Origin of the sequence: Olleya sp. ITB9 (assembly GCF_001315805.1) — a bacterium.
GTDB classification, from domain to species: domain Bacteria; phylum Bacteroidota; class Bacteroidia; order Flavobacteriales; family Flavobacteriaceae; genus Olleya; species Olleya sediminilitoris.
This window is the reverse complement of sequence record NZ_BCBW01000039.1, coordinates 59,490-84,763: the sequence shown is the minus strand read 5'-3', so window position 1 is coordinate 84,763 and position 25,274 is coordinate 59,490. Positions and strand designations below refer to the sequence as shown.

Here is a 25,274-nt window from a genome sequence, read left to right as displayed (position 1 = left end):
ATAGGCCATACTACGAAACATAATATATGTGTTATTTTGAAAATCAAATTTTACACTTAGTTATTGGACTTTAACAAAGTAGTTAAACTTGGGTAAATAGATTTTATGACTTAAAATTTATTTAGTATTGCTAATACTATCTGCCATAATTAAAGCATTGTAAGCATTAACAATTTTTCCAGACTTTGATAACTTATTAAAAGGTGTTTTAATTGAATCATTCCTTGTTAGCTTAACAGGAAAAGTATATTCTACACCACTATCCATTATAATATGCTTTATTTCTGATGCTGTAAGGTTTGGGTAATATGAATAAATAAGTGCTGCAATTCCTGATGTTACAGCAGCTGAAGCTGACGTACCTGTAACAAATTTGTATTTTTTTTTCTTTGATGAAGTTGTAAAGATTTTACTTCCTGGCGCAAAAACATCAACATCACTATTTCCATAATTGGAAATAGCAACAAATAGATTTTCATTTGCTAAATAATTGGAAGCTCCAACCATCAAAAAATTATCTGAAACCTCATCTCCATTATCTTCATTATCATTAGGATATAGCTCATTATAATCATTTAAGTTATAACTAGAATTCCCAGCTGAAGAAATAATAAGTACGTTATTTTTCTCTGCATATTTAAAGGCATCAAAAACCCAATTTTTATACAAAGAAAACTCTTTTCCAAAGCTCATATTAATAATTTTTGCCCCATTATCAACAGCGTAACGGATACCTAATGCAATGTCTTTATCATGTTCATCACCAAAAGAAGCAACACAGATTGGCATAATTTTAATATTACTATAAATACCTTTCGACCCTATATCATTATTTCGATTTGCAGCAATTATCCCAGCCATAAGTGTTCCGTGATCAAAAAAACCAACGTCACTATTTACAATAGGATTTCCATATTTAGTATCGCTCAAATCGTCAGAATCATCACCAATTAATAACCGATCATTATAATCAAAATTTAATAATTTATTAAGTCGCTCTATTCCTTTAAGTTTATAGTCTTCAAAATAATCATCAGTAAAATCATTTTTCATATAATAATCCACCCATGAAATATGCATTTGCAAAACAGAATCTTTAGGGTAAAGCTGTTTCAAACTATCTAAATCTTTAACAGAATATGTTTTATCTTTAAAATACTTCGCCAATGTTTTCTCTGCATTTCTTTTGTCTTTATATTCTGTTTTTATAAAGCTAGTATCCTCAATAGCATAAGCATAGCGTTCTAAATATTTCTTTTCAGCTTTTTTATAATTTAAATAAAAAGAAGAGTCTATGTTTATTTTATTTTCTGTGTTATTATAAATAGAGTTATATTTTTTTAAGATACGTGTATATTCATAATTGACAAACTTAGTCGTTTCTCCTTTTTCGCTTCCTAAAAAATTCCAACCATTTACATCATCTATATAACCGTTTTTATCATCATCTTTTTTATTGTTGAAAACCTCTTTTTTATTTCTCCAAATATTATTTTTCAAATCTTCATGATTAATATCTATTTGCATATCAATAACAGCCACAATAATATCTTTTCCTTTTTTATCTTTTAAAATCGTATTGTATGCTTTGTCCAGACTTATACCTGGAATAGAATCATCAATAATATCTTTATGATACCAAATTTTTAACTTTTTTTCAGAAAGATTTTTGATTGGTATAACTTTTTCTTGCTTTGATATGTAATTGTAATTCTTACACTGAAAAAATAAAAAAGGTAATAATATATACAAATTCTTCATTGGAAATGGCTAAACAGCTTTAATGTTTGATTTTACAAATCTAAAAAGTCAAAAATAACTTTTTAGATTTTAAGCAAATAATTCACATACAATAATCCAATTTTTAGAACTTTTTCTTTTCTATTTTTTTTAGGCTTTGAAAATAAAAACTATTAAAAACAAAAAAACCGATTCAAATTAATGAATCGGTTTTAATGGTGGTCCCACATGGGCTCGAACCATGGACTTTCTGATTATGAGTCAGATACTCTAACCAACTGAGTTATAGGACCCGAAATTGGAGTGCAATATTACTATTTATTTTAAAGTCTTACAAGTCTTTTTTAAATTATTTGATCTCTTGACAAAGTTCTATCAGTACTCCGTTAGACGATTTTGGATGTAAAAATGCAACTAACTTATTGTCTGCTCCCTTTTTAGGGGTTTCATTTAAGACAATAAATCCTTCAGATTTTAATCTTAAAATTTCTGCATTTATATCATCTACAGCAAAAGCAATGTGATGAATTCCTTCTCCTTTTTTCTCTAAAAACTTTGCAATTGGGCTTTCTGGCTTAGTAGCCTCTAATAATTCTATCTTATTTGGTCCAACTTCAAAAAAAGAGGTATTAACACCTTCGCTTTCTACAGTTTCAATTTTATAGTGTGATTTGCCAAAAAGTTTTGCAAAAAGTGCATTAGATTGCTCTAAATTTTTGACTGCTATACCAATATGTTCTATTTTTTCCATCTTATTATATAATTTAAGGTATAATAATTGCTTAATTATGCCTTAAAAGTAATATATTCTTGTAATAACAACTATTTTTGCAGTATGGAAGAAAGTCAAAGACAAAAAAAAATAGCTTCGGTTTTACAACGTGATTTAGTAGACATCCTTCAAGGTGCTGCTACACAAGGTGGAATGCGAGGTGTAATTATATCTGTATCTAAAGTTAGAGTAACTGCCGATTTAACAGACGCTAAAGTGTATTTAAGTATTTTCCCTAACAATAAGGCTAAAGAGCTTTTAGAAGGAATTAGAGCTAACAAACCCATGATTAGACATGAGTTGGCACAACGCACAAAAAATCAATTGCGTAGAATGCCTGTGTTAGAATTTTATGTAGATGATAGCTTAGAGCACATTGATAAAATTGAAAAATCGCTTAAAGGTGAAGATAACCCAATCCAAAACCCAGATTTACTTGATAACCGTAAAAAGGGATAATTGAATTTTTCATTATACATAGCTAAACGCTACATACGTAGTAAAAGTAGTAACAACGCCATAAACTTTATTACAATAATTGCTATTGTAGGTATTGTTTTAGGTGCAGCTTCTTTATTTATTGTTTTATCTGGTTTTGCAGGATTACGTGATTTTACTTTAGAATTTTCTAGTATTATAGATCCTGATTTAAAAGCCGAAACAACCATAGGCAAATCCTTTACTATAAATACAGATCAAGACAAACAGTTACAAGCTATTGATGGTGTTGCTAATTTTTCTAAAATAGTTGAAGAGCGTATCATTGCTTCTTCTGATGGTACTAATCATCCTGCTTACATCAAAGGAGTAGACGAGAATTATCAAAAAATAACAGCTATTGACTCTGTAATACCATATGGTAATTGGTTATATCCAGATACACCGCAAATTGTTTCAGGTTGGGCTATTTCCAATCGTTTATCTTTTTTTATAAACGATTACAATAAAACTATAACCTTATCTGTGCCAAAACCAGGTAAAGGCCAAATAAGCTCTCAAAGCCAAGCCTTAAACCAAGTTAATACGGTTAATGTTGGTATTTATGATATAAACGAAGAACTAAATAACAAATACATATTTGCGTCCATAGAGACTGCACGTCGTCTTTTAAATTATCAACCAAACCAAGTAACTAGTTTAGAGTTTAAATTAACAGAAAACGCAGACGAAGACGTTGTTAAAGCTAAAATTAAAACCATTTTAGGTCAAAACATTATCTTAAAAAACAAAGACCAACTAAACGATGCTATCTATAAAATGTTAAATACCGAAAATTTAGCAGTTTATTTAATCTTTACTTTAGTACTAATTATTGCATTATTTAATGTAATAGGCTCTATTGTTATGATGATATTAGATAAAAAGAAAACCTTAAACACCCTTTTTAACCTTGGAGCTTCGGTTAAAGACATCCGAAACATCTTTTTTTATCAAGGTATTTTAATGACGTTTATTGGCGGATTTATTGGACTATTAATAGGTTACATTGTAATACAATTACAAGCAAGCTATGATTTAATTATGATTACTCCTAGCCTACCTTACCCTGTAGCAATTCATTTTAAAAACTTTATAATAGTCATGCTTACAATTTCTGTTTTAGGTCTTATTGCCTCAAAAATTGCAGCTTCACGTATTACACGAGACTTAGTAAAGACTAATTAAAATTTGGGCAAGTTGCCTTAACAGGCAAACAGGCTCACGCAACTCGCTCTCTTCGAGGAGCTCAAACACATTGCTTCATCCTTCTTGCGCTTACTGTTATATTTAGTTAGCGCTTTGCTTAACTAAGTAAGCATATAAATTAATTTGTAAACTGAAAATCACCAAACTTTTCTAAAACCTCATCAAAAGCAGCAAAAACATCTGCTGAAGCATCACTAGTTACCATTTTCATGCGGTGTTCTTTAAAATGCGGAATACCTTTAAAGTAATTTGTATAATGACGTCTGGTTTCAAAAACCCCAAGGATTTCTCCTTTCCAATCAATAGACATTTGTAAGTGTCTTCTAGCAGCTTCTACACGCTCTTGCATAGTGATTGGTCTGTAATGTTCTCCTGTTTCAAAAAAGTGCTTTACTTGTTTAAAAAACCAAGGATTACCAATTGTTGCACGACCAATCATACAACCATCTAAACCATATTGATCACGCATCAACATTGCTTTTTCCGGACTGTCTACATCTCCATTTCCAAATACAGGAATATGCATACGTGGATTATTTTTTACAGCTGCAATAGGTTTCCAGTCGGCTTCACCTTTATACATTTGTGCTCTGGTACGACCATGTATTGCTATAGATTTTATACCAACGTCCTGAAGACGTTCTGCAACCTCAACTATTTTAATAGAGTCATGATCCCAACCTAATCTGGTTTTAACGGTAACAGGTATATCTGTACGTTTAACCATTTCGGCTGTTAGTTGCTCCATTAAACAGATATCTTTTAAAATACCAGCACCTGCACCTTTACTTACAACTTTTTTAACAGGACAACCAAAATTAATATCTATAATATCCGGTTTAGACTCTGCTACTATATCTATGGTTTGTAACATACTATCTAGATTAGCTCCAAATATTTGAATACCAACAGGACGTTCTTTTTCGTAAATATCTAATTTCATAACGCTTTTTGCTGCGTTACGTATTAAACCTTCACTACTTACAAACTCTGTATACACAACATCTGCACCTTGCTCTTTACACAACGCTCTAAATGGTGGATCTGACACATCTTCCATTGGTGCTAACAACAATGGGAAGTCAGGAAGTTCTATATTACCTATTTTTACCACGATACAATTTTGGTGCAAAATTAGTGTTTTTTAGGTAATTGTGTATATTTAACTAATAATCTATCATTATTTGGACCTACCCTTCAACCCTGAGCTTTTTGGCATTAACATAAATATTCATCTTATATTAGAATATCTCGCCTTTTTTATAGCGTATAGATATTATGTGTTTTTAAGAAAACGCAGTACTGATGTTATTAATAGCAATAATAGACTCTCTATTATTTTAGGTGCTGCTTTAGGTGCTTTAATTGGCTCAAGATTGGTTGGGTTTTTAGAAAATCCTTTAATTGAATTTACATTAAAAAACGCCATTACATTACTAAACACAAAAACCATAATGGGTGGTTTGTTTGGCGGTTTACTTGGTGTGGAATTGGCAAAAAAAATAATTAGCGAAAAGCAATCGTCTGGAGATTTATTTGTGTTTCCTATAATTTTAGGAATCTTTATTGGTCGTATTGGTTGTTTTTTATCTGGTATTAACGAGTTTACTTATGGTAAAGTAACCACTTCTGCTTTTGGAATGGATTTAGGTGATGGCTTACTACGCCATCCCACGTCTTTATATGAACTTGTCTTTTTAACTATATTATTTATTGCTTTAAAAACTATACACAAAACCTTCCGATTAAAAAATGGTGATTTATTCAAGCTTTTTATGCTAAGTTATTTTGGTTTTAGATTTTGTATCGAGTTTTTAAAACCTAATGTATTTTATACTTTTGGCTTAAGCAGTATCCAAATATTATGTGTAATTTGTTGGTTGTATTACAGCAAGTTTATTGTTAGTCTATTAATTGGCAAACACCTGCGTTAGCGATAGAAACGGTATCCTTTTTTGAGGTACGATAAAAAAGATTTAGTGGATAGCGCGACCCTTGTGGTAACGCCAAAATAACATAATTTATAGAAAATGCCAGTTAGAAATTATACCTATTACGACTTTACATTAAGCTTGTGTCCTGAGTGTTTAAAACGTGTGGATGCTAAAATTGTCTTTGAAGATGATAATGTTTACATGTTAAAACGTTGCAAGGAACATGGCAATAGCAAAGTGTTAATTGCTGACGATATCGCGTATTATAAAAACATACGCAACTACAATAAGCCTAGCGAAACCCCTTATACTTTTAATACTAAAACGGATTATGGTTGTCCTTATGATTGTGGTTTGTGTCCTGACCACGAGCAGCACAGTTGTTTGACGGTTGTTGAGGTGACGGATCGCTGTAATTTGACTTGTCCGACGTGTTATGCAGGCTCATCTCCAACCTATGGGAGACATCGTACTTTGGACGAAGTTAAAGCCATGTTGGACACTATTGTTAGAAACGAAAAGGAGCCTGATGTGGTACAAATATCTGGTGGAGAGCCAACCATACATCCTCAGTTTTGGGAAATTATGGATTACGCCAAAACGTTGCCAATTAGGCATTTAATGCTGAACACCAATGGGATTAAAATTGCTAAAGATTTCGCTTTCGCGGAAAGACTAAAAACCTACGCTCCTGACTTTGAAATTTATTTACAATTTGATTCGTTTGAAAACAGTGTATTGCGCGAGCTTCGTGGTGCCGATTTAAATGATATCCGTAAACAGGCTATTGAAAACCTAAACAAATTAAACCTATCAACAACTTTAGTGGTCACACTACAAAAGGGATTAAATGATGGCGAAATTGGTAAAATTATTGACTATGCTTTAAAACAAAAATGTGTTAGAGGTGTGACCTTACAACCAACTCAAATTGCTGGTCGATTAGATAATTTTAATCCAGAAACGGATCGGATGACCATTACTGAGGTACGTCGAAAAATAATGGAACAAACCACTATTTTTAATGCGGACGATTTACTTCCTGTACCTTGTAATCCTGATGCTCTGGTTATGGGTTACGCACTTAAACTAGGCGATGAAGTGTTTCCGTTAACGCGTTATATTAATCCAAACGATTTATTAGATAATAGCAAAAACACTATTATTTATGAGCAAGATGAATCACTGCAAGGTAAAATGATAGAGTTATTTAGCACAGGAAACTCGGTTGAGGTTGCAGAAGAAAACCTAAAATCTATCATGTGTTGCTTACCAAATATTGATGCTCCAGAGTTAGGGTATGATAATTTATTTAGAGTAATTATTATGCAGTTTATAGATGCTTATAACTTTGATGTTAGAGCTATTAAAAAATCGTGTGTGCATATTGTAGATAAAGACAATAAAATTATCCCTTTTGAAACCATGAATTTGTTTTATCGTGATGATAAAAAAGCACGCTTAGAACAACTTAGAAACGAGCTATAAATGTCTATCGTGTTTATACCGTATTTACTATTATCTAATAATAGTTTAAGTAACTCTGAAAATATTTTTATATAACTGAAGACAAATAAACCTTTTAATAAATAATACTATGACTACATTTTTTTTAATCGAGGCTACAGGAGGTGGTGGTGGCTATGGAGGTATTGTTGTGTTTTTTTTAGCTTTAATGTTAATTCCTCCAATTTTATTTTGTGTAATTGGTTTTTATTTACTCAAAAAAAATAAAAAAGCAGCTAAAGTATTATTTATACTAGCTGCTGTTTATTTAATTATAAGCTTAGGTGTCTGTGGAAGTATGTTAAGCTAAACTTTTGCTATTTTAAGCGGTTACGCTCTGTATGGCTTTTAGTATTTTGATTAGTTTGTAATGTGGTGTTACCAAACTTATAGCTAAATCCTAGTTTTACGTATCTTGTATCTAAATCATGAAATACGTAGTTATTTTGATTTGCAAATCTACTTCTTGACCCAATATCTTGTAGATTTGGTATATCCGAAAACATTAAACTTACCGATCCTTTATTATTTAAAACCTTTTTACTTAAAGATAAGTTTGAAAATAAAAACGAGTCACCAAAAACTGTTCCTTGTAAAAATTTAGTAGAATATGCAAGAGACAAATTAACGGATAAACTATTATCTTTTAGCATACTAAAGCTACTACTTAGCTCTGAGTAGTTAATCCATTGATTAAAATTATAGGTTTGATTATTATAATTTATATCCAAATCGTGATTATAAATACTGTTTAAAAAATAAACTGAATATTTATTAGATATGTATAAATCTGCTAAAAAATCAAGACCATACTCGTTAATACTTTTAATGTTGGTTGGAGAAAACACAAACAGGTTAGCTGCATTATCTTGGATAGGTAACTCTACAATTTGATTAGAAATGGTTTTATAATATGCTTCTATTGTAAAACTATTATTTATAGTAGTTCCAATGGTTGAATAAGTTGTAAATGAAGGTCGTAAATCAGGATTACCGGTTACTATAGTATTATCGTTTAAAAAGAAATTAAATGGGTTAAGATTGGTGTATTTTGGTCTTTGAATAAATCTACTAAAACTAGCATGTAAACTAGCTTTATCAAAAGCTTCCCAACTAATATTAAATTTAGGAAACCATTCTAAATAATCTTGGATATTTGTGGTATTTGTTTCCGGAGAAAACCCTTCAATATTAGTTTGCTCTAACCTTAATCCACCAGAAACACTCCATTTATCCCAACTTTTGTCGTAACTAATATAACCTGCAAAAACGGATTCGTCATAATCAAAAGCATTTGTATTAGCTGTATTTAAAGTTTGGTTTCCAGTGGTTTGATCAATATCAAACTGCGTAATATCACTATAGGTTTTAATATTAGACATTTTAATACCCATTGCTAAATTAGCACTATCATCTAATGCTAAATCATAATCTAGTTTAGACGATAAAATTTCGGTAGTTTGATTATTTAATGTTTTAAATCCTGTACTAAAATCTGATGTTGGATCTTGAAAGTAGTAATCCGAATTTACATGTTGATTTCTTTGGTAATCATACGTTGTATAATGCGCGTTAATTGAAAGTTTAGACTGGTCAGTAAACTTTAGCTTATAATCTAAATCTGTACCTATATTATACTTATCATCTTGAGATGAATTATGGGATCTAAAATTATAATTGTCTGAACCTTGCAAATCGTTTACAACAGTGTTACCCTTTGTATTGTAATCAAAATACGGTAAATACAATACATTTGAAGTCAAGCTTAATGTATTATCATCATCAATAAAATAATCGAAATTTAAATTAGCATTGTGCGTTTTTGAAGTTGTATTTCTGTTTAAATCTGTTTTCCAAAACTGAGAAATAATATCGTTATTTTGATAAGTAATTTCTTCTATATTGTTTCTATTAACTTTACTGTGTTTATAATTATAATTTAAATTAATATTTAATTTATTAGTTTTATAAAACTGACTTAAACCACCTGTATATCTAGGAAAAACACCTTGCGTATAACTTGTATTAACTACACCTCTGTAACCCATAATTAGGTTTTTACCCATAATAATTTTTAAAACTACTCCGCTTGAAGCATCATATTTTGCTGGTGGATTTGTAATAACTTCAACTTTTTGAATAGAGTTTGCAGATGAGTTATCTAATAACGTTGACAACTCAGATGCAGATAAATTTACCTTTCGGTCGTTAATATAAATTGTTGGATTGGTGTTTTTAACCATTATATCATCATTCATAACTAAAACTCCTGGTGTACTTTTTAGTACATCAAGTACTGTACCTTCAATTAAGGCTGTATTTTCCACATTAAATACTAACCGATCAACTTGTTTAGTAAAAGTTGGTTTTTTAACGTTAACAGTTACTTCTTCTAAAGTTTCAGTTGATGGACTTAATATTATTGTAGCAACAGACTGACTAGAATCTAATATTATATTCTGACTTTTACTATCACATCCTACATAAGACACCTTTAAAGTATAACTTCCTGATTGTAATGAAGTAATATTATATTGCCCAGCATCATCAGTACTTGAACCTGAAATAATTTCAGAAGCATCTGCATTATAAAGTATAGCATTTGCGTAAGCTATTGGTGTATTATTGCTATCTACAACTTGTCCAGAAATGGTTAAATCCTGTGCAAAGCCAGTTACAGAAATGCATAAAAAAAGCAAAAAATTAAAGCGATTCATTATAAATAAGTTAAAAGCGCAAGATAATAATAGCAAAACTTATATAACTGTGGTAAAAACCATAAATTTAAGTCTCTTTGTATTAATAAGAAAAATCAAAAAAAGCTCAATAATTACTTTATATTTGCAACATCCTTAATTTATAAGGAGATTTGACTATGAAGAACATCAGAAATTTTTGCATTATTGCACATATTGATCACGGAAAAAGCACATTAGCCGACCGTTTATTGGATACAACAGGATCAGTAACTGCTAGAGAAAAACAAAACCAGCTTTTAGATAATATGGATTTAGAGCGCGAACGTGGTATAACCATTAAATCGCACGCTATTCAAATGGATTACATATACGAAGGTGAAGAGTATGTTTTAAACCTAATTGACACACCAGGTCACGTAGATTTTTCTTATGAAGTATCAAGATCTATTGCTGCCTGTGAAGGTGCATTACTAATTGTTGATGCTGCACAAAGTATACAAGCACAAACCATTTCTAATCTTTACTTAGCTTTAGAAAATGATTTAGAAATTATTCCTGTACTTAACAAAGTAGATTTACCTAGTGCAAATCCTGAAGAAGTTACAGATGATATCGTAGATTTATTAGGTTGTGATCCCTCTGAAGTTATTCATGCTAGTGGTAAAACTGGTTTTGGAGCAGAAGATATATTACAAGCCATTATTGAGCGTATTCCTGCACCAAAAGGAGATCCTGAAGCACCATTACAAGCTTTAATATTTGATTCGGTTTACAATACATTTAGAGGTATTGAAACGTATTTTAGAGTCTTTAATGGTGAAATTAAAAAAGGACAAAAAATTAAATTTGTTGCCACAGGAAGAGATTATAATGCAGACGAAGTTGGTACACTTAAACTTACTCAAATAGCAAAACAAACCGTTAAAACTGGTGATGTAGGATACTTAATTACAGGTATTAAGACTGCAAAAGAAGTTAAAGTTGGAGATACTATTACTGACTTTGAAAACCCAACGACTAATATTGTCGAAGGTTTTGAGGACGTAAAACCAATGGTATTTGCTGGTATTTATCCAGTTGATACTGAAGATTATGAAGAGTTAAGAAACAGTATGGAAAAACTGCAACTTAATGACGCCTCTTTAGTTTTTCAACCAGAAAGCTCTGCTGCATTAGGTTTTGGTTTTAGATGTGGATTTTTAGGAATGTTACACATGGAAATCATTCAAGAACGTTTAGAACGTGAGTTTGATATGACTGTAATTACTACTGTACCTAACGTATCGTATCACGCATTTACCAATAAAAATCCAGACGATGCTTTTATTGTTAACAACCCAAGTGATTTACCAGATCCTTCAACAGTAAACCGTGTTGAAGAACCTTTTATTAAAGCAACCATTATTACTAAAGCGGACTTTGTTGGTAATGTTATGAGCTTATGTATAGAAAAACGTGGTATGATCATGAATCAAACCTATTTAACCACAGAGCGAGTAGAATTAACCTTCGAAATGCCTTTAGCAGAAATAGTTTTTGATTTTTATGACAGATTAAAAACAGTATCAAAAGGATACGCTTCTTTTGACTACCATCCAATAGGTATGAAAGTATCTAAACTAGTCCGTTTAGACGTCTTATTAAATGCACAACCAGTAGATGCCTTATCAGCTTTAATTCATGCAGATAATGCGCATAATATTGGTAAAAAAATGTGTGAAAAGCTAAAAGAATTAATTCCACGTCAACAGTTTGACATTCCTATTCAAGCAGCAATTGGAGCCAAGATTATAGCAAGAGAAACCGTAAAAGCATTACGTAAAGATGTAACTGCAAAATGTTATGGTGGAGATATTTCGCGTAAGCGTAAATTATTAGAAAAACAGAAAAAAGGTAAAAAACGTATGCGTCAAGTAGGTAATGTAGAGATACCTCAGCAAGCGTTTATGGCTGTTTTAAAGCTAAACGATTAAATTAATAATTACTACATATAAAAAAACCTTCATTTTAAAATGAGTTTTTTTGTTTTATACTGTATCTACTTTTTCGACATCTAGAGGTTTTCCTAGATAGACTAGGTAATACCCTTCTTTAGCCTCTTCAATCTCTGTATTGTAAGATGATATTATATGCAGTTGTCCTTCATCATCTTTAATAAATAATGGTATAATGTCTTTATCCTTTTGAGTGGTGCCAATAAGATCTTTTAAATGATCTTTATCAATAATTTCAATTTCTTGTATACTAGGAAAATTTCTAGTTACTTCTGTTAATGTATTAAAGTCATCCGTATGAGAAAATAATCCTTCATGTGGATTGTTGTTGTCATCTAGCATTTCTTCGGTAGATACTAACCTAAAAGCACCATTTTCTCCAAATTGCTTACTAAATTTATTAATAGCGTATTTATTAATATCGTTATTTCCTGTTAAAGCCATTAAATAACCAACATCGTTAAGCTCTATATTATCAGTTAATGTTTCTGAATAAATATTAGTATTAATAGCCTCTAAACCAAGCTCCTTCGCTTTATTAATATTATTTTGATTACTATCTATTAATACAACATGTCTACCATGAGACTCTAAATAATGACCAATTAAACGTGATACTTTTGATGCTCCAACAATTAAAATTCCGTTAGACTGTGTTAAAAACACACCAACCAATTTAGCAAAAAGTCTTGCTGTTGTTGCGTTTAAAAGTACTGTACCAAGTACAATTACAAATACTAAAGGTGTAATATATTCTGCACCATAAACCCCTTTGCTAGCCAATTTTAAACCAAATAAAGAAGCAATACCTGCAGCGACTATACCACGTGGACCAACCCAACTAATAAAAAGTTTTTCGTTTAATTTTAATTTAGAACCATGTGTACTTAAAAACACACCTACAGGTCTAACTATAAAAACTATAACAGCAAATAATGCAGCTGTTTTCCAATTATAAATTAAAAGTAACTCACTATAATTAATATTAGCAGCTAGTAAAATAAATAGTATAGAAATTAATAAAACACTTAAAGATTCTTTAAAGTATAAAAGGTCTTTTAAGTAAGGAGAGTTAGAGTTACCTAAAACCATTCCCATAACTACAACTGCCAGTAATCCAGACTCATGTGCAAATACATCAGACAAGACAAAAACACCTAAAACAGCTGCTAAAGCAAACACATTTAATAGGTAATGTGGCACCCATTTTTTATTAATTATAAAGTTTAAAGCGTGTGCAAAAGTAAATCCAAAAGTAGCTCCAAACAATACAATTTTACCAAACTCGATTAAAGCGGTTTTAGTAAACTCTCCTCCTGCATCAACACTAATAAACTCAAAAACCAATACTGCAACTAAAGCACCTATTGGATCTATTAAAATACCTTCCCATTTTAATACTGCAGAGATGTCTTTTTTTAACGGAATGTTTCTTAAAATAGGAGTAATTACCGTTGGACCTGTAACAATAATAAGACCAGAAAACAAATACGAAATCTCCCAAGACAGCCCAAAAATATAATATGCAGCAGCTCCAGCTCCAAAAAAGGTAACCAATGAGCCTAAAGATATTAGCTTAGTAATTACTGGTCCAACATTTTTAATTTCGCTCATTTTAAGTGTCAATCCACCTTCAAATAAAATAATACTAATGGCTAAGGACACAAAGTAAAATAAACTTTCACCAGGAAACAGACCTTCTTCTCCATTCCAAATTGGTTCAATCCATTTAGTACCATCTTCGCTTAAAAATTCGGCAGCAATTGGACCAACTAATAATCCAATTAAAATTAAAGGTAAAATTGCAGGAATCTTAAATTTCCAAGCAACCCATTGGGCTAAAATCCCTAAAATAATTATTCCTCCTAACTCTATCATTCAATTTCGTTTTTGTGAAAATACTAATTCTTTAATTCTTCATCTATAATTTAAGTCAAATTTAGAGTAAAAAGTTAGTTTTTACCTACCACAGCTCATGTTAGCTTATTTTTTTAAGCTAAAAAAATAGTATCTTACCGCTTTATCATTAATAACTTTAATTACACAAGTGTCATTTACACCTTTTAAAACTATTGGTCTTGGTATAGCTTTTTCACCAAACCTAAAAGCAAATCTTTATGAAGCAGCACGATTGTCTTTATTTTTTAATGCTAAGCTAGTTTTAATACATGTAGGCTCAAAGTCAGAAGATAAAATAAAAAAAATTAATACTATTCTTGATTTTTTTAAACCCGAAAATTTAGATTATCAAGTCATATTTAAATCTGGTAATCCTGTTAATGTTATTTTAAATGCTTCCGCAGAAAAAAATATAGACCTTCTAATTATTGGCGCTGCAAAACGCGAAAAACTAGTAAAATATTACGTTGGGTCCATTGCTAGAAAAATCTCGAGACAAGCAAAATGTAGTTTACTGCTGTTAATTAATCCATCAATTGAAAGATTGCCTTGTAGACATATTGTGGTTAATGGTATTGAAGATCCAAAAACACAACAAACCATTGAGACTGCTTTTTATGTTGGTTCAAAACTTAATGCAGAAAAATTAACTATTGTTGAAGAAATTAAACAAAACGAAATTGCTGTAAAAGTAGACGATGATAAATCTTTAAGACATGCTAACATTATCAAACAACGTCTTAGACAACGTGAAAACTCTAGGGTTAATCATATTATTGAAGATTTACCGCAAGAATACACCTCAAATATTACCGTAAAATCTCAGCCAATATTTGGGACTCAAGGCTACTCTATTGGTCATTATGCACAAATCTCTAGAGCAGATTTATTAGTCATGAATGCACCAACAAAAATGACCTTTTGGGACCGATTATTTCCGCATGATATAGAACATATTTTAACCGAACTTCCAACAGACGTCCTAATTATTCAATGAGCCCAAAACAAAATAACATAAAGACTTTTTTAAATGCATTACCAAAAAATATTTTTTCTGGTTTTGTGGTTAGTCTTATTGCTTTACCCTTAGGTTTAGGATTAGCTATGGCTAGTGATGCACCACCAATTGCTGGTGTTATTGCTGCAGTAATTGGTGGTGTTACGGTTTCTATTTTAGGTGGTAGCCATGTAACTATTGCTGGACCAGGTAATGGATTAGTTGGCGTTTTATTAGTTACCATAGCAACTTTAGGATTAGAAAGCGCGTATGCAGCAATAATATGCTCTGGTATATTGTTATCTATCTTAGGTTTTTTAAGATTAGGAAAACTAGCAGATTTCTTTCCATCTTCTGCTATTCAAGGTATGTTAGCTGCTATTGGATTGATAATTTTAGGAAAGCAATTTCATATTATGTTAGCCCATAGGATAAAACGTGAAGATACAATGGATTATCTTTTTGAAATTCCATTTACCCTTAACGATGCAATTCATTATGAAAACACAGGACTAATTTTTGCTGCCTTAGCAGGTTTTATTAGTTTTTTGATAATGATATTTTACTCCAAAATAAGAAACAAATATCTACAGCTTATACCTGCTCCAATGTGGATTGTTATTTTATCCATTACATTTAGTTATTATTTTGAGCTTGTTGCGCACGAAGCTAATCCAATAGCTAGTAATTATATGATTTCTGGTATCCCTCAGTTTTCAGAGATCATCTCACAAATACCAACGGTTAACTTTGGCAAAATTGGTAGCTTCTCGTTTTGGTCAAGTGTTTTAGCATTAACATTAATAGCGAGTATAGAGTCTTTACTTAGCATTAAAGCAGTAGATAAATTAGATCCAGAAAAAAGAAGAAGTAATGTAAACCGAGACTTAAAAGCTTTAGGCTTAGCCACTATAGGAAGCGGTTTTTTAGGAGGTCTTAATGTGGTTACAGTAATTGCACGAAGCTCTGTAAACGTTAATAATGGAGGTACAAATAGGTCTTCAAACTTTTTTCACGCTTTGTTTTTAGTCATTTTTATAGTCCTATTTAGCACACAATTGACACGTATACCATTACCTGCTTTAATGGCTATCTTGGTATTTACAGGTTACAAATTAGCATCACCAGAAAATATCAGAAAAATATTTAGAATAGGTAAAGAGCAACTTATAATATTTTTTGTAACCCTTTTAGTTACCTTAAAAATAGGATTAATTTCAGGTATTTTATGTGGTGTATTAGTCACTTTTGTTATTCATGTTGTATTAAATAAAAGTGTGTCTTTATTTGCTAGAAATTGGTTAAAACCAAGTGTTTTAATGTTTCAAGAAGATGATCATTATTACATTAGTGTAAAACATTTTTGTAGCTTTTTAAACTACTATAAATTAAAAGATAAGCTAAATGCCATTCCAGAAAACGAAGATGTTATTGTAGATTTTTCGTTATGCCAATTTGTAGATCATACCGTTATGGAAAACCTAAATAATTATCAAGATTTATTTAGTAAACGTGGTGGTAACTTTGAAGTATTAGGACTTGATTTACACGATACAGACTCTAAGCATCCATTTGCTTTACGTCGTTTACTTCCTGTACCAAATGTCATTAAAAACAGCTTAACAAGACGTCAAAAAACTATTGAAGAACTCTCTGTAAGTTTTAACCTAAACTACAAATCTCAAAAAGAAAAGCAAACTTTATTTTTAGATAATTTCCTGTTTTTCAGAACCAAAAAAATCAATCATATTTACAACCAACTTAGTAATCAAGAGCAATCTTTAAACGTATTTGATATCGAATTTTCTGAAGGTGAATTTATTGCTAAAGAAGTCGTACGTAGTACTATGCTTCATATTAAATTAAATAAAAATATTCCAGAATTTACTCTAGACAGAGAAGGTTTTCTAGAAAAAATATATGCTTTTGCAGGTTTTAAAGATATTCCTATTAAAAACCATTCCGACTTTTCTAATCGTTTTTATCTTTTAGGAGAGGATACCAAAGCTATCCAACACTTTTTTACAGATGAAATTACTCACTTTTTTGAAAGCAATCCGTATTATCATATTGAGTCAAATGGTCATGATTTATTAGTTTTTGGTCGTCAAAGATTAGCAAGTATTAAAGAGCTAAAAGCACTTTATGATTTTGGAAAAAGGTTAAAAGAAGTCGTTTCTTAATAAAAACTTAATATTACCTCAATTCTATTGTATATTTAGTAATTTGCGTCGTGTTTTTTAACTAAATATTCATCATGAAATTATACCCAATACAAGCTGGTCATTTTAAACTAGATGGAGGAGCCATGTTTGGTGTTGTACCAAAATCTTTATGGACCAGAACTAATCCTGCAGATGCTAATAATATGATAGACATTGCAGCACGCTGTTTACTAATAGAAGATGGCAACCGTCTGACATTGATTGACACAGGAATGGGTACTAAACAAAGCGAAAAATTTTACGGCTATTACAATTTATATGGAGACGATACACTTGAAAAATCACTAAACACAGCTGGATTTTCAACTAATGATGTCACAGATGTTTTTATGACACATCTTCATTTTGACCACAGTGGTGGTGCTTTTAATTACAATAAAGATCGTACAAAATTAGAATCCGCTTTTAAAAACGCACATTTTTGGAGCAATAAAGACCATTGGAAATGGGCAACAGAACCTAATAGACGTGAAGTCGCTTCGTTTTTAGAAGAAAACATACTTCCAATGGAACAAAGTGGACGATTAAAGTTTACAGATATTCCTGATAATGATATATTAAAAAATTCAGCATTAGGTTTCGACATCTTTTATGCCAATGGACATACAGATAAGCAAATGATACCTATGATTAATTATAAAGGTAAAACCATTTGCTTTATGGCAGATTTATTACCAACCGTTGGACATTTACCATTACCCTTTGTAATGGGTTATGATACAAGACCATTACTGACGTTAGACGAAAAAGAAAAATTCTTGAATCTAGCAGCAGATAACAATTATTACTTATTTTTGGAACACGATGCACATCACGAGATTATCACTGTGCAACATACAGAAAAAGGCGTTAGACTTAAAGACACCTATACCTGTAATGATATTTTTAATTAACAACTCAAACAAATTTTAATAATGAAGATTACCTATAAGCCAATTTTATTATCAGCTTTTGCTAGTATAGTACTATCTAGCTGTGGTGGTGGTGCACCAATATTATCAACACCTATTGAGAATATAGACAACACACCAATTAAAGAATCACCATTAACCGAAGCTGAAGCACATAATTGGGGACACTTAGACCTAGTTAAAGATACTATTCCTGGTATGAGTGTTGATAAGGCTTACGCCGAAATTATTAAAGGTAAAAAAGGACAGCAAATTATTGTTGCAGTCATAGATTCTGGAATAGACATCACACACGAAGATTTAGATGGTGTGATTTGGACTAACCCTAAAGAAATTGCTGGAAACGGAATAGATGATGACAAAAATGGATACATAGATGATATCCATGGTTGGAACTTTTTAGGTGATGCTTATGATGAGCAATTAGAAATGACGCGTATTGCTGCAACCTTAGATACTAGTATCCCAAGATACGCTGAAGCTAATGCTAAATTAGAAGAAGACTACCAACAAGCCTTAAGTGGTAAACAACGTTACGACCAAATATATGCTCAAGTTAGTAGTGCAAATAAAGTATTAACTGCTCACTTTAAAAAAGCAGATTATACTCCAGAAGAAGTTAATGCTTTAACACCTACTGAAGGTTCAGAATTAGCTACTGCAGTAGCTACTGCAAAATTTATGTATGGTAACGGAATAACATCTATAACTGAAGCAGAAGAGCAAGTTAAAGGTGGTGTAGAATATTATGCTGATCAATTAAACGCAAATCTTAATAAAGAGTTTAAAGGTCGTACAACTGGAGATAATCCAGATGATTTTAATGACAAGCCTGGTTATGGAAATAACAATGTTATGCCAACAAAAAAATCTGAAAGTCATGGGACACACGTAGCTGGTATTATTGCTGCAGAACGTAACAATGGTTTAGGTGCAAATGGTGTAGCTAACAATGTGAAAATCATGGCTATTCGTGCTGTACCTAATGGTGACGAGTATGATAAAGATATTGCTAAAGCAATTAGATATGCTGTAGACAATGGAGCTAAAGTTATTAATGGTAGTTTTGGTAAAAGCTTTTCTATGCATCCAGAATGGGTAAGAGACGCTATTAAATATGCAAGTGATAAAGGTGTAATATTTGTACATGCAGCTGGTAACTCTAGCGAGAATGTAGATGTTGAAGCTAATTTCCCTGATGATAACGTCAACTTTGTTGAAGTATCAAACACTTATATTAGAGTTGGATCTTTAGCACCAAGTTATGGTACTAAATTAGTCTCTGGTTTTTCTAACTACGGAAAGAAAAATGTAGATGTATTTGCTCCTGGATCTGAAGTATACTCTACCACTCCAGAAAACGAATATAAAGCAATGGGAGGAACTAGTATGGCATCTCCTGCTGTAGCTGGTGTGGCTGCATTAGTTTGGTCTCAGTACCCAAAACTTAAAGCTTCACAGGTAAAACAAATTATATTAGACTCTGGATTAGCAGTACACTCTCAAGTAATTGTTGGTGGTGATGCTAAAAACGTACAACCATTTGGAAACTTAAGTAAATCAGAAAAAATTGTAAATGCCTATAACGCATTAGTTATGGCTTCACAAATTTCTAAATAACACACTATTAATTTTAAAAGCCTCAAGACCTCTTGAGGCTTTTTTATTTCAATTTAAACTATAATGAAAAAACTACTTCTTTTAGTTACAGCTTTTGGTATACTTACTGGTTGTAAGTCCACCAAAACAATTACTGCAACTACAGCAAATGAAACTAAAACACAGTCTACATACTGGCAACAACATGTAGATTATAAAATGGATATTGATATGGATGTTAACACCTATCAATACAAAGGAAAACAAACTTTGGTTTATACCAACAACTCGCCTGATGTTCTGGATCGTGTATACTACCATTTATATTTTAATGCCTTTCAACCAGGTAGTGAGATGGATGTACGTTCTCGTACCATTGCAGATCCAGACAGACGTGTTGGAGATCGTATTAGTAAACTAGCTCCAAACGAGATTGGATATATTAAAGTAAATAGTTTAAAACAGGATGGTAAGACTATAAATCATGAAACTGTTGGAACTGTTTTAGAGGTCGCTTTAGCTAAACCAATCCAACCTGGTCAAAGTGTAACTTTTACAATGGATTTTGATGCACAAGTACCAAAACAAATAAGACGTTCTGGTCGTGATAATGCAGAAGGTGTTGCATTATCTATGACGCAATGGTATCCTAAATTAGCAGAATATGATTTTGAAGGATGGCATGCTCACCCATACATTGGACGTGAGTTTCATGGTGTTTGGGGAGATTTTGAGGTTAACTTAACCATAGACAAAAATTATGTAGTTGGTGGTACTGGATACCAACAAGGTGAAGCAGAAGTAAAAGGAAACAAAAAAACATTACGTTTTAAAGCTCCAAAAGTACATGACTTTACTTGGGCTGCAGATCCTGACTATATCCATGATACTATGCAAGTCCCAAATGGACCAATGCTTAACTTTTATTACAAAAAAGATTTACCTGCAGAAAACTTACAATTTTGGAAAGACTTACAACCAAAAACTGTACAATTAATGCAGTATTTTTCTGAAAATATTGGTAAATATCCATATGATCAATATTCGGTAATACAAGGTGGAGATGGTGGTATGGAGTATGCTATGTGTACTTTAATTACAGGTAAACGTAAATTTGGAAGCTTAGTTGGTGTTACTGCACATGAGTTAGCACATACTTGGTTTCAGTTTTTATTAGCCACTAATGAGGCTAAACATGAGTGGATGGACGAAGGTTTTACTAGCTATATTAGTGACTATGCAGTAGATGCTATTAATAATACTAACTTAAAAAATCCAGCAGCTGGAGCTTATAATGGGTATTATTATTTAGTAAAATCTGGTAAAGAAAAGCCACAAACAACACATGCAGATCGTTATGATACTAACATGGCTTATGGGATTACAGCTTACAATAAAGGGTCTGTGTTTTTATCTCAGTTAGGGTATGTTATTGGTAAAGAAAATTTAAAGCAAACACTTAAAAAATATTTTGATGACTTTGCATTTAAACACCCAAGACCGATTGATATTATTCGTACTGCCGAAAAAGTTTCTGGATTAGAGCTAAACTGGTACTTAACAGACTGGACACAGACTACAAACACCATTGACTATGCTGTAGCTTCAACTGAAGAAAACAATAGCATTACAACCGTTAATTTAGAGCGTAAAGGTTTAATGCCAATGCCTTTAGATATTGAAGTAGAATATACAGACGGAACAAAAGAGCAATTTTACATACCATTACAAATGATGCGTGGCGAAAAACCAGTAGCAACAACAACTAAAGTATTAAACGATTGGGCTTGGGCAATGCCAACCTACAGTTTTAGTATTAGTAAAGCAAAAAACATGATTAAGTCTATTACTATAGATCCAAATCAATTAATGGCAGATGTAGATAAAACTAATAATACTTTAAACTAGTGTTATTTTAAATTGAAATAAAAAAAGCTACAACTTAAGTTGTAGCTTTTTTTTATCTAACGAATAATTAAAAAATTAATTACAGTTTCCTGAAATTTCTAATTTTTCAAACCCAACGATAAATGCTTTACCTGATACTGTTGTTCTGATGTTGGTTACTCCATTAGAACATTTACCATTTAATTCTGATAAAGCATTACCTGATTCTTTTTGAACATCCATTGGAGTTAATCCAAAAATGTTAACACCTTTTTTTACTACACTTACTTCTTTTCCTGCTGTTTTGTACTCAGATGGAGTTGATACTACACCCATTGTCCCACAACTTGTAGTTAAAAATAAAGAGGCTACAGATAATACTAATAATTTTTTCATTTAAATTGTTGATTAAGTTTATTATTAGGTTCAAATCTATAAAAAAAAATGAATAATTCATATCTAAAAATTATCTATAATACATCTAAATAATAAACCTTTATATTTGAATAACTTAACTAAAAACCAAATTAATGAAATCATTTACAATACTTTTATTGCTACTAATTACATTTAGTTGTAAAGACGAAAATAAAACTACCGAAACTTCGGTTGAAACCGATACAAAAACAGAAATAACAAACACGAAAGTTAAATCAAAGACTGTTACTAATAACTCATCAATTGCATTTCTTTCAAATGTAAAAAGTTTAGAAAACGATAACTCTGCTAACCCAATTGAAACATTTCAAAAGACTGCTAAAAATTCTGCGAAAGCTATAATAAACTTAAACAAAGAAACTATTAAAACAGCTTTAGAAAAAGCTAAAAGTTATACTTCTGCTGTAATAACAGTTGAAAATCATACGATTGTAAAACTAAATTTAGAAGACTGTAAACCATCAGGTGCTTGGGCTTCTTGTATGCCTAAAGCCGAAGGTTATATTAAGAAAGGAGAATTAGTATATCAAAACGATTACGCCAATAATATTATTGGTTTACCTGATAGCCAAGAGCGTTTATTGTATTTGTTTTAGTGGTTTTTGACTACAGAAACTATTACTTAAAATTTAAAAGCTACAATAATTAAATTGTAGCTTTTTTTTTATAAATTAATCAGAATCCCAAATACCAGAATCAGGTTTTTTTAATAACCCTAATTTGTTTTTATCTTCTAAATATAATTTAATGTTTTCTTCAACACTTATAGCTGTCATCATTTCGTAAATATCTAAACTATCTTTCTCAATGATTAAAGGACCATTACCACCAAGTCTGCTTTCTTCATTTAAAGATTGATAAAAGAAAACCCATCCAAAATCATATTCTTTAGTTTGATTTTCTATAATTTTGACATCAAATTCAATATCTGGAAATGTTTCGTTATACATTAGGTTTAAAAACTCAATATATTCGTTTACTTTGCTTTTTGCTTGTTCTATAGTATACATAATTTTCTGATTTTTAACTTGTGACTCGTATTTTAAAATACCTTTTGTTAAATATATAGTATAAAAAAAAGCTACTTGTTACAGTAGCTTTTAATCAAAGGGTTAAATATCTAAATATCCATGAGGTGCAATAATATATAGCGGTTCGCCTGATATAGCATCTATATATAAGCCAAACCCTCTTTCTTCTATTCCCCATAATTGAGCATAACTATAAATATAAACATCTAATACTTGACCTTCTCTTTTGCCAAAACGAATTTCTTTTTTCTCAATTAATCTCATCTCATCTATGTTTTCTGTTAATGAAGAGTATTCTATTTTATTATTAATAATATACTCTTCTGCTATTTTTTTTATCTCTTCTTTAGTTTTCATTATTATTTTTTATTTAATAATTCTTTTATTTTTATTTCTTTTCTAATACTAGGTATTTTATTGATGTCAAAATCAAAATTTATTGGATTTATTCCATGTCTATCAAATGGCTTATCATTTAGATAATCAATTGCATGAATTAACTCATCTTTTGTTAAGTATTCTTTATATTCAATTAATTTATCAAAAACCCATTTTTCTTTTATTACTTCACCTGGTGTTCTATATCCTCCCAAATCATAATAATTTTGTAAGCCTATCGTTTTAGAGTGCCTGAAATACATAAATTCATATAAAAATTTATATACTGTAGCTTCTTGCCTTAAAACAATTTTTATCTTTTTACCATCAGTAATAAATATTGCAGCTGCACCTTCAGGCATTTTTGCAGGCTTTCCTCCATTAAGAAAAAACCGCTAATCTCTTCTGCTCCTTTAATAGGATGTATCTCAAAATCAACCTTATGTGTTTTAAGAAATTTTTCTATTTCATTTAAATTAGATTTAGTTAATCTTTGTCCCAACCTTCTACCTCTGCCCGAAACAAAACCTAATTCAGAAATTTCTCCAACCACTTTTTTACTCTCCTCAATTAGCTCGTCAATATTTTTAACTACATCATCACTGTTTTTAAGTTGGGTTTGTACTTGCTTTCCGTATTTTAAAATACCTTTTGCTAAATATACAGCATAAAAAAAGCTACTTGTTACAGTAGCTTTTTAAAAACTAATTACTCTCTATCTTCTACAGAGCCATGTGGACCTAGTGTTTTTATAATCTCTCCAGTATCTGCATCAATAATTATACAATACAATATAATGTCCATAGACTCTACTTCATAACAAACAGTAAGTGTATTTTTTATAATACTATTACCTTTTTCATCTGTTCCAATGTCATTATTTTCAACATATCTAACCTTTTCAATCTCTGTATCTAATTTAAAAAATCTTCTTTTCTTTTTCTTAAGATATTCCTTTGCAATTTTAATTGCTTTCTCTTTTGTTATCATTTATTTTAAATTTAATATTTTATCTATATTTATTTCTTGCTTCTTGTTGGTGATTTTTGAAATATCAAAATCAAAATCTACTATAGTTGAATTTCCATTCCAATAATATATTGTATTCATGTATTCTCTAGCCATTTGCTGGCGCTAGTCTGTGACGTGTACACACAACGGTAATTAATCTAACCAAATACTTTTATAAAATACAAAAGCCACAATAATTAAATTGTAGCTTTTGTTATTTTCCAATCTTTAACGTCACTCGTCACAGACAAGTGCTAGCTTTGGATTCGTTTACTATACTCTTTCCAATCAAACTCAAAGCCAATATTACTAATTGCCTCTTTAAATATCTCCTCAAAATCTGATTCTACACTTATGGCATGCTCATACCATCCTTTTGAGAACTCAGAATATTCGTCATTAAAGGCTTCTCCTTGTGTACGCATACCTTTATGAGTACTAGCTAACCAATATTTTACTTTTTCTTCTCGACTTAATTTTGGATATTCTTCTGTCCAAAAAGCATTAAATCTTATTTGTCTTTCTTCTGTAAATTTTTCAAAATCTGATTTCATAATATTTTTATTT

Annotated in this window: 24 protein-coding genes and 1 tRNA gene; 12 read left to right on the top strand and 13 right to left on the bottom strand. The window is 30.9% G+C overall.

Translation table 11 applies throughout. The features are described 5' to 3' along the window. Positions 1-117 precede the first annotated feature (117 nt). The 3 genes from ITB9_RS11595 to mce all read right to left on the bottom strand — a co-directional run bounded on the left by ITB9_RS11595 (position 118) and on the right by mce (position 2,491). Positions 118-1,761 carry a S8 family serine peptidase gene (locus ITB9_RS11595; protein WP_054852360.1) on the bottom strand — a complete coding sequence of 548 codons (1,644 nt, stop codon included), beginning with the start codon at positions 1,759-1,761 and terminating at the stop codon, positions 118-120. A gap of 195 nt (positions 1,762-1,956) precedes the next feature. Then, a tRNA-Ile gene (locus ITB9_RS11590) sits at positions 1,957-2,033 on the bottom strand. Positions 2,034-2,089: 56 nt separating this feature from the next. Then, positions 2,090-2,491 (bottom strand): methylmalonyl-CoA epimerase, encoded by a 402-nt coding sequence (gene mce / locus ITB9_RS11585; protein WP_028607225.1) that lies wholly within the window; start codon positions 2,489-2,491, stop codon positions 2,090-2,092. Positions 2,492-2,575: 84 nt separating this feature from the next. Here mce and rbfA point away from each other — a divergent pair, with 84 nt between their 5' ends. Beyond that, on the top strand, positions 2,576-2,971 hold the full coding sequence (gene rbfA, locus ITB9_RS11580; protein ID WP_028288910.1) for a 30S ribosome-binding factor RbfA: 396 nt from the start codon (positions 2,576-2,578) through the stop codon (positions 2,969-2,971). After that, positions 2,972-4,177 carry an FtsX-like permease family protein gene (locus tag ITB9_RS11575; RefSeq protein WP_028288909.1) on the top strand — a complete coding sequence of 402 codons (1,206 nt, stop codon included), beginning with the start codon at positions 2,972-2,974 and terminating at the stop codon, positions 4,175-4,177. 139 nt (positions 4,178-4,316) lie between these two features. Here ITB9_RS11575 and dusB read toward each other — a convergent pair whose 3' ends face one another. Next, a complete protein-coding gene (dusB, locus tag ITB9_RS11570; RefSeq protein WP_028288908.1) occupies positions 4,317-5,312 on the bottom strand; it encodes a tRNA dihydrouridine synthase DusB in 996 nt (331 codons plus the stop codon). 70 nt (positions 5,313-5,382) lie between these two features. Between dusB and ITB9_RS11565 the strand changes: the two genes are divergently transcribed. The 3 genes from ITB9_RS11565 to ITB9_RS11555 all read left to right on the top strand — a co-directional run bounded on the left by ITB9_RS11565 (position 5,383) and on the right by ITB9_RS11555 (position 7,948). Next, on the top strand, positions 5,383-6,132 hold the full coding sequence (locus tag ITB9_RS11565; RefSeq protein WP_054852359.1) for a prolipoprotein diacylglyceryl transferase: 750 nt from the start codon (positions 5,383-5,385) through the stop codon (positions 6,130-6,132). Positions 6,133-6,228: 96 nt separating this feature from the next. Further along, positions 6,229-7,620, top strand: coding sequence for a radical SAM protein (locus ITB9_RS11560; RefSeq protein WP_054852358.1), 1,392 nt, complete (start codon positions 6,229-6,231; stop codon positions 7,618-7,620). A 109-nt stretch (positions 7,621-7,729) separates the two neighbouring features. Then, complete coding sequence (locus ITB9_RS11555) at positions 7,730-7,948, top strand: hypothetical protein (RefSeq protein ID WP_051431100.1); 219 nt, start codon at positions 7,730-7,732, stop codon at positions 7,946-7,948. Between the two features lie 7 nt (positions 7,949-7,955). Here the strand turns inward: ITB9_RS11555 and ITB9_RS11550 are convergent, their stop codons facing one another. Continuing rightward, a complete protein-coding gene (locus tag ITB9_RS11550; RefSeq protein ID WP_054852357.1) occupies positions 7,956-10,355 on the bottom strand; it encodes a TonB-dependent receptor domain-containing protein in 2,400 nt (799 codons plus the stop codon). Between the two features lie 158 nt (positions 10,356-10,513). Here ITB9_RS11550 and lepA point away from each other — a divergent pair, with 158 nt between their 5' ends. Beyond that, positions 10,514-12,310: a translation elongation factor 4 gene (gene lepA, locus ITB9_RS11545; RefSeq protein ID WP_028288903.1), complete on the top strand. Its 1,797-nt coding sequence runs from the start codon at positions 10,514-10,516 to the stop codon at positions 12,308-12,310. 54 nt (positions 12,311-12,364) lie between these two features. Here lepA and ITB9_RS11540 read toward each other — a convergent pair whose 3' ends face one another. Then, positions 12,365-14,209 carry a sodium:proton antiporter gene (locus ITB9_RS11540; RefSeq protein ID WP_054852356.1) on the bottom strand — a complete coding sequence of 615 codons (1,845 nt, stop codon included), beginning with the start codon at positions 14,207-14,209 and terminating at the stop codon, positions 12,365-12,367. A 169-nt stretch (positions 14,210-14,378) separates the two neighbouring features. Here ITB9_RS11540 and ITB9_RS11535 point away from each other — a divergent pair, with 169 nt between their 5' ends. The 5 genes from ITB9_RS11535 to ITB9_RS11515 all read left to right on the top strand — a co-directional run bounded on the left by ITB9_RS11535 (position 14,379) and on the right by ITB9_RS11515 (position 21,870). Then, positions 14,379-15,227 (top strand): universal stress protein, encoded by an 849-nt coding sequence (locus ITB9_RS11535; protein ID WP_054852355.1) that lies wholly within the window; start codon positions 14,379-14,381, stop codon positions 15,225-15,227. After that, positions 15,224-17,410, top strand: a complete 2,187-nt coding sequence (locus tag ITB9_RS11530) for a SulP family inorganic anion transporter (protein ID WP_054852354.1) — start codon at positions 15,224-15,226, stop codon at positions 17,408-17,410. The genes ITB9_RS11535 and ITB9_RS11530 overlap by 4 nt, the downstream gene beginning before the upstream one ends. Positions 17,411-17,484: 74 nt before the next feature. Continuing rightward, positions 17,485-18,345: an MBL fold metallo-hydrolase gene (locus tag ITB9_RS11525; protein WP_054852353.1), complete on the top strand. Its 861-nt coding sequence runs from the start codon at positions 17,485-17,487 to the stop codon at positions 18,343-18,345. 21 nt (positions 18,346-18,366) lie between these two features. After that, positions 18,367-19,983, top strand: a complete 1,617-nt coding sequence (locus tag ITB9_RS11520; protein ID WP_028288898.1) for a S8 family peptidase — start codon at positions 18,367-18,369, stop codon at positions 19,981-19,983. Positions 19,984-20,046: 63 nt separating this feature from the next. Next, a complete protein-coding gene (locus tag ITB9_RS11515) occupies positions 20,047-21,870 on the top strand; it encodes a M1 family metallopeptidase (protein ID WP_054852352.1) in 1,824 nt (607 codons plus the stop codon). Positions 21,871-21,945: 75 nt separating this feature from the next. On the opposite strand, the gene ITB9_RS11510 is transcribed toward ITB9_RS11515, so the two are convergent. After that, positions 21,946-22,245, bottom strand: a complete 300-nt coding sequence (locus ITB9_RS11510; RefSeq protein WP_054852351.1) for a hypothetical protein — start codon at positions 22,243-22,245, stop codon at positions 21,946-21,948. Positions 22,246-22,379: 134 nt separating this feature from the next. On the opposite strand from ITB9_RS11510, the gene ITB9_RS11505 reads away from it, so the two are divergent. Beyond that, positions 22,380-22,883 (top strand): hypothetical protein, encoded by a 504-nt coding sequence (locus tag ITB9_RS11505; RefSeq protein WP_054852350.1) that lies wholly within the window; start codon positions 22,380-22,382, stop codon positions 22,881-22,883. 75 nt (positions 22,884-22,958) lie between these two features. On the opposite strand, the gene ITB9_RS11500 is transcribed toward ITB9_RS11505, so the two are convergent. From ITB9_RS11500 to ITB9_RS11480, 6 genes are all read right to left on the bottom strand, one after another. Beyond that, a complete protein-coding gene (locus tag ITB9_RS11500) occupies positions 22,959-23,297 on the bottom strand; it encodes a hypothetical protein (RefSeq protein WP_054852349.1) in 339 nt (112 codons plus the stop codon). 102 nt (positions 23,298-23,399) lie between these two features. Next, the gene (locus ITB9_RS11495; protein ID WP_054852348.1) at positions 23,400-23,675 is read right to left on the bottom strand and encodes a hypothetical protein; all 276 of its coding nucleotides are present in this window, start codon (positions 23,673-23,675) and stop codon (positions 23,400-23,402) included. Positions 23,676-23,677: 2 nt separating this feature from the next. Further along, positions 23,678-24,058: a zincin-like metallopeptidase toxin domain-containing protein gene (locus ITB9_RS11490; protein ID WP_054852347.1), complete on the bottom strand. Its 381-nt coding sequence runs from the start codon at positions 24,056-24,058 to the stop codon at positions 23,678-23,680. Then, positions 24,010-24,249 (bottom strand): hypothetical protein, encoded by a 240-nt coding sequence (locus ITB9_RS15500; RefSeq protein WP_148638450.1) that lies wholly within the window; start codon positions 24,247-24,249, stop codon positions 24,010-24,012. The genes ITB9_RS11490 and ITB9_RS15500 overlap by 49 nt, the downstream gene beginning before the upstream one ends. 155 nt (positions 24,250-24,404) lie before the next feature. After that, complete coding sequence (locus ITB9_RS11485; RefSeq protein ID WP_054852346.1) at positions 24,405-24,686, bottom strand: PepSY domain-containing protein; 282 nt, start codon at positions 24,684-24,686, stop codon at positions 24,405-24,407. A 275-nt stretch (positions 24,687-24,961) separates the two neighbouring features. After that, positions 24,962-25,261 carry a hypothetical protein gene (locus ITB9_RS11480; protein WP_054852345.1) on the bottom strand — a complete coding sequence of 100 codons (300 nt, stop codon included), beginning with the start codon at positions 25,259-25,261 and terminating at the stop codon, positions 24,962-24,964. Positions 25,262-25,274: the final 13 nt, after the last annotated feature.

Bases quoted from the DNA above. Each gene is read 5' to 3' on its own strand.
- ITB9_RS11595 (WP_054852360.1), bottom strand. From the start codon at position 1,761: ATGAAGAATTTGTATATATTATTACCTTTTTTATTTTTTCAGTGTAAG.
- mce (WP_028607225.1), bottom strand. From the start codon at position 2,491: ATGGAAAAAATAGAACATATTGGTATAGCAGTCAAAAATTTAGAGCAA.
- rbfA (WP_028288910.1), top strand. From the start codon at position 2,576: ATGGAAGAAAGTCAAAGACAAAAAAAAATAGCTTCGGTTTTACAACGT.
- ITB9_RS11560 (WP_054852358.1), top strand. From the start codon at position 6,229: ATGCCAGTTAGAAATTATACCTATTACGACTTTACATTAAGCTTGTGT.
- ITB9_RS11555 (WP_051431100.1), top strand. From the start codon at position 7,730: ATGACTACATTTTTTTTAATCGAGGCTACAGGAGGTGGTGGTGGCTAT.
- ITB9_RS11550 (WP_054852357.1), bottom strand. From the start codon at position 10,355: ATGAATCGCTTTAATTTTTTGCTTTTTTTATGCATTTCTGTAACTGGC.
- lepA (WP_028288903.1), top strand. From the start codon at position 10,514: ATGAAGAACATCAGAAATTTTTGCATTATTGCACATATTGATCACGGA.
- ITB9_RS11540 (WP_054852356.1), bottom strand. From the start codon at position 14,209: ATGATAGAGTTAGGAGGAATAATTATTTTAGGGATTTTAGCCCAATGG.
- ITB9_RS11530 (WP_054852354.1), top strand. From the start codon at position 15,224: ATGAGCCCAAAACAAAATAACATAAAGACTTTTTTAAATGCATTACCA.
- ITB9_RS11525 (WP_054852353.1), top strand. From the start codon at position 17,485: ATGAAATTATACCCAATACAAGCTGGTCATTTTAAACTAGATGGAGGA.
- ITB9_RS11520 (WP_028288898.1), top strand. From the start codon at position 18,367: ATGAAGATTACCTATAAGCCAATTTTATTATCAGCTTTTGCTAGTATA.
- ITB9_RS11515 (WP_054852352.1), top strand. From the start codon at position 20,047: ATGAAAAAACTACTTCTTTTAGTTACAGCTTTTGGTATACTTACTGGT.
- ITB9_RS11510 (WP_054852351.1), bottom strand. From the start codon at position 22,245: ATGAAAAAATTATTAGTATTATCTGTAGCCTCTTTATTTTTAACTACA.
- ITB9_RS11505 (WP_054852350.1), top strand. From the start codon at position 22,380: ATGAAATCATTTACAATACTTTTATTGCTACTAATTACATTTAGTTGT.
- ITB9_RS11500 (WP_054852349.1), bottom strand. From the start codon at position 23,297: ATGTATACTATAGAACAAGCAAAAAGCAAAGTAAACGAATATATTGAG.
- ITB9_RS11495 (WP_054852348.1), bottom strand. From the start codon at position 23,675: ATGAAAACTAAAGAAGAGATAAAAAAAATAGCAGAAGAGTATATTATT.
- ITB9_RS11490 (WP_054852347.1), bottom strand. From the start codon at position 24,058: ATGCCTGAAGGTGCAGCTGCAATATTTATTACTGATGGTAAAAAGATA.
- ITB9_RS11485 (WP_054852346.1), bottom strand. From the start codon at position 24,686: ATGATAACAAAAGAGAAAGCAATTAAAATTGCAAAGGAATATCTTAAG.
- ITB9_RS11480 (WP_054852345.1), bottom strand. From the start codon at position 25,261: ATGAAATCAGATTTTGAAAAATTTACAGAAGAAAGACAAATAAGATTT.